This is a genomic window from Streptomyces viridiviolaceus (assembly GCF_014650995.1).
GTDB lineage: Bacteria > Actinomycetota > Actinomycetes > Streptomycetales > Streptomycetaceae > Streptomyces > Streptomyces viridiviolaceus.
In genome coordinates this window covers 1-1580 of record NZ_BMWA01000083.1, presented here as the reverse complement: position 1 = coordinate 1580, position 1580 = coordinate 1, and the positions used below count along the sequence as shown (strand labels likewise).

The following is a 1580-nucleotide window of genomic DNA, read 5'->3' as shown; positions in this document are numbered from 1 at the left end:
CGACATCCACACGACCGCGGGGAAGCTCGCGGATCTGAGGCGCCGTATCGAGGAAGCGACGCACGCCGGTTCGGAACGCGCCGTCGAGAAGCAGCACGCCAAGGGCAAACTCACCGCCCGCGAGCGGATCGACCTGCTGCTCGACGAGGACTCCTTCGTCGAGCTGGACGAGTTCGCCCGGCACCGCTCCACCAACTTCGGCCTGGACGCCAACCGCCCCTATGGCGACGGCGTCGTCACCGGCTACGGCACCGTCGACGGCCGCCCCGTCGCCGTCTTCTCCCAGGACTTCACCGTCTTCGGCGGCGCCCTCGGCGAGGTCTACGGCCAGAAGATCGTCAAGGTCATGGACTTCGCCCTGAAGACCGGCTGCCCCGTCATCGGCATCAACGACTCCGGCGGCGCCCGCATCCAGGAAGGCGTCGCCTCGCTGGGCGCCTACGGCGAGATCTTCCGCCGCAACACCCACGCCTCCGGCGTCATCCCCCAGATCAGCCTGGTCGTCGGCCCCTGCGCCGGCGGCGCGGTCTACTCCCCCGCCATCACCGACTTCACCGTCATGGTCGACCAGACCAGCCACATGTTCATCACCGGCCCCGACGTCATCAAGACCGTCACCGGCGAGGACGTCGGCTTCGAGGAACTTGGCGGCGCCCGCACCCACAACACCGCCTCCGGCGTCGCCCACCACATGGCCGGCGACGAGAAAGACGCCATCGAGTACGTCAAACAGCTGCTGTCCTACCTGCCGTCCAACAACCTCTCCGAGCCCCCCGCCTTCCCCGAAGAGGCGGACCCGGCGGTCACCGACGAGGACCGCGAGCTGGACACCCTCGTCCCCGACTCCGCCAACCAGCCCTACGACATGCACACCGTCATCGAGCACGTCCTCGACGACGCCGAGTTCTTCGAGACCCAGCCGCTGTTCGCCCCCAACATCCTCACCGGCTTCGGCCGCGTCGAGGGCCGCCCCGTCGGCATCGTCGCCAACCAGCCCATGCAGTTCGCCGGCTGCCTGGACATCACCGCCAGCGAGAAGGCCGCCCGCTTCGTGCGCACCTGCGACGCCTTCAACGTCCCCGTCCTCACCTTCGTCGACGTCCCCGGCTTCCTGCCCGGCGTCGACCAGGAACACGACGGCATCATCCGCCGCGGCGCCAAACTCATCTACGCCTACGCCGAGGCCACCGTCCCCCTGATCACCGTCATCACCCGCAAGGCCTTCGGCGGCGCCTACGACGTCATGGGCTCCAAACACCTCGGCGCCGACCTCAACCTCGCCTGGCCCACCGCCCAGATCGCCGTCATGGGCGCCCAGGGCGCCGTCAACATCCTGCACCGCCGCACCCTGGCCGAGGCCGACACCAGCGGCGAGGACGTCGAAGCGGTCCGCGCCCGCCTCATCCAGGAATACGAGGACACCCTCCTCAACCCCTACACCGCCGCCGAACGCGGCTACGTCGACGCCGTGATCATGCCCTCCGACACCCGCCGCCACATCGTCCGCGGCCTGCGCCAACTGCGCACCAAACGCGAAACCCTCCCCCCGAAGAAGCACGGCAACATCCCCCTCTGAGCCC

The 1580-nt window shown here is 69.1% G+C and carries 1 protein-coding gene; it reads left to right on the top strand.

What is annotated here, in order from left to right; genetic code table 11:
- Positions 1-1576: acyl-CoA carboxylase subunit beta (locus IE260_RS40970; protein ID WP_189881014.1), on the top strand; the 1576-nt coding region annotated here is incomplete at its 5' end.
- Positions 1577-1580 lie beyond the last annotated feature (4 nt).